The following is a 7,673-nucleotide window of genomic DNA, read 5'->3' on the forward strand; positions in this document are numbered from 1 at the left end:
ATACGCCGTGATGCGCGACCGGGTGCCCTACCGGGAGTAGCCCCGACGGTTGACAAAACTATAGGAACACCCAATGACTACCTAAAACAAAGGATGGCCACTTGCGCCTTGGCGCCAATGACCACCCTGACTACTCGGCTAAATTGTACTGTGCGCCACTAGCCGCGAGGCGCATCAATTGCGACCTTGCCGCTCTCCAGCACGTGAACGCGACCGTCGGCGAGCATCTGCACGACCTCGGGATACAGCACATGCTCGATCGCGTGGATGTGCTCCTCGAGCGTGTCGACGTCCCAGCCCTCCTCAACAGCCAGCGCACGCTGGGCGATGATGGGACCGTTGTCGTAGATCTCGTTGGCAAAGTGCACGGTCACGCCGGTCACCTTGACGCCGCGCGCAAACGCATCGTCGATCGCATGGGCACCGGTAAAGCTCGGCAGCAGTGCCGGATGCAGGTTGACCACGCGGTTGGGGAACGCCGCCAGCAGCGGCGTGTGCACCATGCGCATGTAACCGGCCATCACCACGTACTCGCAGCCGCGCTCGAGCAGCTCATGCGCGATGATCTCGTCGGCTGCGATGGGGTCGGCGTAGACATCCTTGGACAGCGTGAGTGTCTGGATGCCCGCGCGCTCGGCACGCTGCAAGCCCTTGGCCGAAGGACGGCTCGACACCACAAGCTCAATCGAGGCGTTGAGCTTGCCGGCGGCGATCAGGTCGATCAGCGCCTGCAGGTTGGTACCCGAACCGCTGATGAGCACGCCGATCTTGAGCGGCTCGGCCGTATCGGTGCCGGTCGGACGGGTGTAGGGCACAAAACCCAGACCCTCGGCAGCAGCCATCTGCTCGTTAGCGCTCATCGGAGTACACGACCTTACCGGAACCCTCGACGCACTCGCCCACGCGGAACGGCTTCTCGCCCAGAGCGACCAGGGCCTCGGTCACGGCAGCCTCGTCCTCGGGGGCGACAATCAGGCACAGGCCGACGCCCATGTTGAAGGTCTTGCATGCCTCGTTGGGCGCGAGCTCGGCCTGACGCGACACGTAGGTGATGACGGGCGGAACATCCCAGCCCATCTCGGCGCCGTTGCGGGTGACCACGGCATCGACGTCGTCGGCGAGCGCGCGGTTGAGGTTCTCGGTAATACCGCCGCCGGTGATATGGGCAATGGCATGAACGTTGGCGCCACCGTGGAGCAGCTCCAGAATCGGCTTCACATAAATGCGCGTGGGAGCCAGCAGGGCGTCGGCCAGCGAAGCACCGCCGAGCTCCTCGAGCGGACGACTCAGCTCCTCGGCCTTAGCGGCAGCCTCGGGCGTGCCCGGCTTGATGCCGTCGACACCGATAACCTTGCGCACGAGTGAGTATCCGTTGGAGTGCACGCCGGTGGAGGGCAGGCCCAGGATCACATCGCCGGGGCGAACGTTCGCGGGGTCGAGCATCTTGGGACGATCGACGACGCCCACGGTAAAGCCGGCGAGGTCGTAATCGGCGGGGGCCATGACGCCCGGGTGTTCGGCCATCTCGCCGCCCACGAGCGCGCAACCCGCGAGCTTGCAGCCGTCGGCCACGCCCTTGATGATCTTTGCCATGTGCTCGGCCTCAATGTGACCGATGGCAACGTAATCCAGGAAGAACAGCGGCTCGGCGCCCGAAGCCAAAATGTCATTGACGCACATGGCGACCAGGTCCTGACCCACCGTCTCGTGACGGTCCATGATCTGGGCGAGCACGAGCTTGGTGCCCACGCCGTCGGTACCGCTGATCAAGATCGGGTCTTCCATATCCTTAAGCGCGGCGGCCGAGAACAGGCCACCAAAGCCACCGATGCCGCCGATAACCTCGGGGCGGTTGGTGTCCTTGACCATCTGCTTAATAGCGTCGACGGCGCGGCCGCCCTCGGCGGTATCGACGCCGGCGTCCTCGTACGTCACATGCTTGCTGTCGCTCATCTGAGCCTTCCTCTCCCACTACCGTGGTGCCGCGCGGGCGCCAAACGGTGCTCATAGTTGCGTTCATTTTGGCGCGAGCCATAACAGCACGCGCCGTCATATCAACAAAACGGCAGGTAAAACCTACCAAAATAAACCTGTCCCTACATGGCAGGCTTTAGGCCTCGCCGTGCTCCTCTTCCCAGCTGCGGTCGTCGTATTTCTCGACCACGGCGTCGTCGTCAAAGTGCAGCGGCTTGTCCAGGTTGCGGGGCTTAAAGCCCTCCATGAACTTGTCGCGGCCAAAGCTCTCGGGAATCGCCACGGGGTAGCGTCCGGTAAAGCACGCGTCGCAGTAGCCGCCCTTGGGCATGACCTTCAGCAGGCCCTCGACCGAAAGGAAGGCCAGCGAATCGGCGCCGATATACTCGCAAATCTCGTCGACCGTCTTGTTGGCGCTGATAAGCTGCGACTGCACGTCGGTATCGATGCCGTAGAAGCACGGCCAGATGACCTCGGGCGAGTTGATGCGGATATGAATCTCCTTGGCGCCGGCGTTGCGCAGCATCTTGACGAGCTGCACCATGGTGGTGCCGCGGACGATGGAGTCGTCGATGACGACCAGGCGCTTGCCCTCGATGTTGTCGCGCAGCGGGTTGAGCTTCATACGCACGCCCATGGCACGCAGCTCCTGCGTAGGCTCGATAAACGTACGGCCCACATAGCGATTCTTGATAAGGCCCTCGCCAAAGGGAATACCGCTCTCGTGCGAATACCCCTCCGCGGGCGGCAGGCCGGAGTCGGGCACGCCGATGACCAGGTCGGCCTCGACGGGCTCCTCATGTGCCAGCTGACGACCCATGTCATAGCGGCAGGCGTAGACGCTCTTGCCGTTCATGATGGAGTCGGGGCGAGCGAAGTAGACCTGCTCAAAGATGCAGTTAGCAGGCTCTTCGGCGGCAGGCACGCCTTGCTCAGACACAAGGCCCTCGGCGCTGATGCGCAAAATCTCGCCGGGACGGACGTCGCGGACGTACTCCGCGCCCACAATGTCGAGCGCACAAGTCTCGGAGGCGACGACCCAGCCGCCGGCGCGGGTGACATGGGTGGTGGCGTCGACCGTCGCGGCGCCGTCCTGCGACGGCAGCTGCGAAACGGATGCGGCGTCGGCCTGATCCAGGCCCTCGTCCACGAGCTTGCCCAGCACGAGCGGGCGAATGCCGTGCGGGTCGCGGAATGCGTAGAGCGCCTGCTCGTTGATGAGTGTCATGGCGTAGCCGCCGCGCACGAGCTCCATGGTCTTGCGAATGCCCTCGCGCAGATGGCCAGTACGCTGAGTAAAGTAGCCGATGAGTTTGGTCGCGACCTCGGAATCCGAGTTGGAGAGGAACGGTACGCCCAGCTCGATCAGCTGGCGACGCAGCTCGTCGGTGTTGACGAGGGTGCCGTTGTGCGCGAGCGCGATAATGACGCTATTGATGGTAGAGAGGTGCGGCTGAGAGGCTTCCCAGCTCTTGGCGCCGGCGGTGCCATAGCGCACATGACCCACGGCCAGCTGACCGGAGAGCGTCGACAAGTCGGCATTGGAGAACACGCGGTCGAGCAGGCCCAGATCCTTGCGGACCATAACCGTACCGCCGTCACCAACGGCGATTCCCGCCGATTCTTGGCCACGGTGCTGCAGTGCACGCAGGCCAAAGTACGTCAGTCGAGCCACGTCGCGATCGGGCGCCCACACACCAAAAACGCCGCATTCCTCATGCAGCTGGTCGGAGTCCGGATCATACGTCGACATGGTGTTCACCTGTCCCGCGGCACGCTCGGCCGCGCGGATGGTTTCTTGAGACATGGCATCCCCTCAGAGCCTCGTATTTTGGCGTTACCCGCCTTATTATACGCACGGCGCGACGCGCTCCCCAGCGCATGAGCAGCGCTTTTTAAAAGCCCACCGAGCTAATAATCCGTTTTGCGGCCAAACATTTTATCGGTCTGCCCAGTGCAAGCGCCCGCGCCCCCAGATGGCCGCCGCGTCCACCGTTGGGGATTACAAAGTTGCAATTGGGACGTTCGTCCTGTCTTTTGGCAGGTCGGCGGCGTATCCTAGTAACCTAGGACAAAGCGAGAAAGGTTCTGTATGGATCGAAACGAACTCGACCCCAGCGTCCCCAGCGCCACGGAGGTCAAGAAGATTCCCCTCATCATTAAAGTGTACGCCGTCCTGTGCATCCTGTCCGGCGTGGGCACACTCCCGTCGGTCGCCGCCTTTATGTGGCAGGTCATCACCGCGCTCATCAACGGCAACGCCGCCGAAAAACTCGGCGACAATATGCTGGTCTCGGTTGGACTCATCGTCGCCGGCATCATGCTCTCTGCGGCAAGTGCCGTCATCCTGATCATCTTTGGCCTGGACCTTATCAAAAACCAGCGCCGCAACGCCGCCCGCCTGTCCTACATCCTTATTGCATTCACCGTCGTCGAGCTTTTGGTCGACGTGATGCTCCAGGGTATCGGGCTCTTCTTGCTTCGTCCCGCTATTCAGCTCGGTATCCTCATCGCGCTTTCGGCCACCGTCGACCCCACGCTGCGCCAGGAGCGCGAACTCCAGCGCCGCCTGCAGGAGATGCTCGACCGCGACGCCGCCGACGAGGGTATGCTCGGCCGCGATGAAACCGGCGAGGGCTACATCAAGCTCAACTACTTCAACCTGTTCTGGGTATTCCTCGTCTGCTGCGTGCTCGGCCTGATCGCCGAGGACATCTGGCACATGACGGTCGACGATCCAGGCGTCTACCAGGACCGCGCCGGCATGCTGTTCGGTCCCTTCAGCCCCATCTATGGCTTTGGTGCCGTACTCATGACCATGGTGCTCAACCGCTTCTATAAAAAGAACCCCATCATCATTTTCCTGGTAAGCGCTGTGCTCGGCGCGAGCTTTGAGGTGTTCGTGGGCTGGTTTATGCAGACCTCATTTGGCGTGGTCTCGTGGAGCTACTCGCACATGAAGCTGTTCGGCATGCCCGACCCACTCGCCGTCCTTACGGGCGGACGCACCTGCACGGGCTTTGCCTGCCTGTGGGGCCTGGGTGGCCTTATCTGGATCAAGCTGCTGCTGCCGAGGCTGCTCAAGCTCATCAACATGATTCCGTGGAAAAGCCGCTACTCGGCTACCGTCATCTTTACCGTCATTATGCTGGTCGACGGCATCATGACGCTACAGTCGCTCGACTACTGGTACCAGCGCGTCAACGGCACGGAGCCGGATATTCCCGTCGCGCAGTTCTACGGCAAGTATTTCGATAACGATTACATGGAGAACCGCTTCCAGAGCATGACCATGAGCCCCAAGGATGCGACGCGCGTGTAGCGCCACGCAATGCCGAGATTTTTCAACGCACAGAAAAGCCCACTGGCAGACTGATTGAACTGCCAGCGGGCTTTTTGTTGGCGAGTGCTGCTGCCGGCCTTACGCCTCGCGCTCGACCTCGCTCACACACTCATTTTTGATGGTACCGACGAGCGCCTGCAGCGCATCGACGACATGCGGGCGAATGTCTCCGCCAATGAGTACGAGCATGATGTCGTCGCCCACGGTAAGCTCGCCACTCGCCAGCCACACGCGCACATAGCCGATACCCGGCATCGCGCGCGTTGCCTCGATAGCGGCCTGCACCTTTTCGGCATCGAAGCCAAACACCATGCCGCCCACCTTATGCCCAGGCGCCACACCATCTGTCTCGACCCCACGCACCTCGGCCTTGGGCGTCGCACGCACCACGCCGTTGTGTGTCAGGTACATCCCACAATCAGCCGCCGAAACATCGGCCTTGGCTTCGCGCAGCCAAGCATCAACCGAAGGCATCGATTTGCCGCTTTCAAGCATCATTTCTCCTTTTGATTTCCAGGGTAGTCTTTTTGGGACGGGGCCCGGACACTTTATTCCTCGACCGGCGTGAGCACCATGACGGCGCGCGTATTGCTAAATGACAGCGAACGGCAGGTCACAAGCGTTACGACCTTGGTTGCCGAAGCGGCACGATCGCTGGCATCGCTCGCCACGGCAGAGGCACCGTCGAGCATCTCGGACAGATAATTCTTCAGTCCGTCATCGCCCTCAAAGTTGGGCGTGCGCGCCTTGGCATACGTGTCCTCGACCACCTTGGTCGCCAGCGGACGCAGCTTATACGTCGCGTCACGTGTGATGTAGTACACGTAGTCCATGCTGTCGAACGTCGCTTGATCGGTCGTATCCGAAATCACGTTGAACATCGAACCGTCGTTCATATGATGACCGTAAATCGTGGTCTGCTGATCCACCATGCCCGGCGCGGTATCGTCGCTATCCAAAAAGATGGCGCCCGACGCATTGGCCGTACCGTCAAACAGCGTGTTAAGGTACTTGGAGTTGTTGTTGGTCTGCACCACGGGGTAGTTGATATTGGTGCCGGGCGCGTAAATCCAACCCACAACCTCGGGATTTGTCTGGGCAAGCGCATTGAAGTCGATAATTGGCACGCCACTGGCGTCCTTGTCGCTCACATATTGCTTTTCGATTTTTTGATACGACTCGCTCGCCTGCTTATAGCCAATCTGCGCGTTGATAAAGATGGCGGCCGCAGCAACGATCAGGCCAATGCCGATGATGATGAGCAGAATGGGAATGACGGAGCGGCGCTTTTTGCGCGGCGGCTCGGTATAGCTCGATGGCGCGGTATGCGCCGAAGAGCGAGGCGACTTCTTGGCCGCACTGTATGACGAGGGGCGATATGCAGCAGGTGCATCCTGACGACGATGCTTCGCCGGCGTCACGGGGCGCGGCGCGCGTGGCTGCTGAGGAGAGGATATCCGACCCTGCTGCGGCACGCGAGCTGCTCCCGACTTGGCTGGATCGGGAATCCGAGAAGCCGAAAAACGCTTTCCCTGATAGTCGGACATGGCTCTCCTTATGCTACAAATGGACTGGCAGAGCGCTTAGGCGTCAGCCATCTCCTGCTTCATCTTCTCGATAACCTTGCGGTACTCGGGGTCGCATGCGCCCAGAATCTGCGTGGCGTAAATGGCAGCGTTCTTGGCACCGTTGATGGCCACACAGGCAACGGGCACGCCCGAAGGCATCTGCACCATCGACAGCAGCGAGTCCATACCACCCAGATCGCTCGTCTTCATAGGCACGCCGATAACCGGCAGCGGCGTAAACGCAGCCACGACACCACCCAGGTGAGCAGCCTTGCCGGCGGCGGCGATAATCACCTTGATGCCGCGGTCGGCAGCAGTCGAGGCCCACTCATGGACCTTCGCCGGCGTGCGATGCGCGCTTGCAATGACGAGCTCATAGGGCACGCCCAGTGCCTCGAGCTCGGCAGTGCAACCTTCCATAACGCCCAGATCGGACTTGGAGCCCATGATGATCCCGACAACCGGCTTCTGATCTGCCATAAACAAAGACCTCCTGTTGAGAGCGGTGACGCGGCGAATCCGCGACCCTTAACTACTGAGAGTAGTATAGCTGCTCCCGTCCCTGCGGTCTCTGTGGCGCTTCGCGGGCGGGCCAGGCTTTATCTTCACTCCGGTTGCTTCGCAAAGTCGTTCAGATAGAGCCTGGCCCGCCCGCGAAGCGCCCTGCGACCTACCGGATATTGCCATGACGTACGTTGGCTGAAATAATAAGGCTCTGTTAGACCAGGATTGACATTCCGCCCCGTCATCTTCTTGCGATTGCACAATGGTCGCCCCTTGTCGAATCT

General features: G+C 61.1%; 8 protein-coding genes. 1 reads left to right on the forward strand and 7 read right to left on the reverse strand.

The features are described 5' to 3' along the window. Positions 1 to 158: 158 nt before the first annotated feature. The 3 genes from purN to GPK39_RS02325 all read right to left on the reverse strand — a co-directional run bounded on the left by purN (position 159) and on the right by GPK39_RS02325 (position 3,781). On the reverse strand, positions 159 to 860 hold the full coding sequence (gene purN / locus GPK39_RS02315) for a phosphoribosylglycinamide formyltransferase (protein WP_055285383.1): 702 nt from the start codon (positions 858 to 860) through the stop codon (positions 159 to 161). Beyond that, entirely contained in the window at positions 850 to 1,953 is a 1,104-nt protein-coding gene (gene purM, locus GPK39_RS02320; RefSeq protein ID WP_215673623.1) for a phosphoribosylformylglycinamidine cyclo-ligase, read from the reverse strand. The genes purN and purM overlap by 11 nt, the downstream gene beginning before the upstream one ends. A 157-nt stretch (positions 1,954 to 2,110) precedes the next feature. Next, positions 2,111 to 3,781: an amidophosphoribosyltransferase gene (locus GPK39_RS02325; protein WP_215673624.1), complete on the reverse strand. Its 1,671-nt coding sequence runs from the start codon at positions 3,779 to 3,781 to the stop codon at positions 2,111 to 2,113. Between the two features lie 285 nt (positions 3,782 to 4,066). On the opposite strand from GPK39_RS02325, the gene GPK39_RS02330 reads away from it, so the two are divergent. Then, positions 4,067 to 5,296 carry a putative ABC transporter permease gene (locus GPK39_RS02330; protein WP_215673625.1) on the forward strand — a complete coding sequence of 410 codons (1,230 nt, stop codon included), beginning with the start codon at positions 4,067 to 4,069 and terminating at the stop codon, positions 5,294 to 5,296. 99 nt (positions 5,297 to 5,395) lie between these two features. Here the strand turns inward: GPK39_RS02330 and GPK39_RS02335 are convergent, their stop codons facing one another. From GPK39_RS02335 to GPK39_RS02350, 4 genes are all read right to left on the reverse strand, one after another. Continuing rightward, positions 5,396 to 5,815, reverse strand: a complete 420-nt coding sequence (locus GPK39_RS02335; protein WP_229042267.1) for a molybdenum cofactor biosynthesis protein MoaE — start codon at positions 5,813 to 5,815, stop codon at positions 5,396 to 5,398. Positions 5,816 to 5,865: 50 nt separating this feature from the next. Further along, positions 5,866 to 6,864 (reverse strand): class B sortase, encoded by a 999-nt coding sequence (locus GPK39_RS02340; RefSeq protein WP_215673626.1) that lies wholly within the window; start codon positions 6,862 to 6,864, stop codon positions 5,866 to 5,868. A 36-nt stretch (positions 6,865 to 6,900) separates the two neighbouring features. Further along, the gene (purE, locus tag GPK39_RS02345) at positions 6,901 to 7,365 is read right to left on the reverse strand and encodes a 5-(carboxyamino)imidazole ribonucleotide mutase (protein ID WP_006235810.1); all 465 of its coding nucleotides are present in this window, start codon (positions 7,363 to 7,365) and stop codon (positions 6,901 to 6,903) included. A gap of 125 nt (positions 7,366 to 7,490) precedes the next feature. Beyond that, a partial coding sequence (locus GPK39_RS02350) for a hypothetical protein (RefSeq protein ID WP_215673627.1) occupies positions 7,491 to 7,673 on the reverse strand: 183 nt, incomplete at its 5' end.

The sequence above is a fragment of the Collinsella aerofaciens genome (genome assembly GCF_018785245.1).
GTDB lineage: Bacteria > Actinomycetota > Coriobacteriia > Coriobacteriales > Coriobacteriaceae > Collinsella > Collinsella aerofaciens_AD.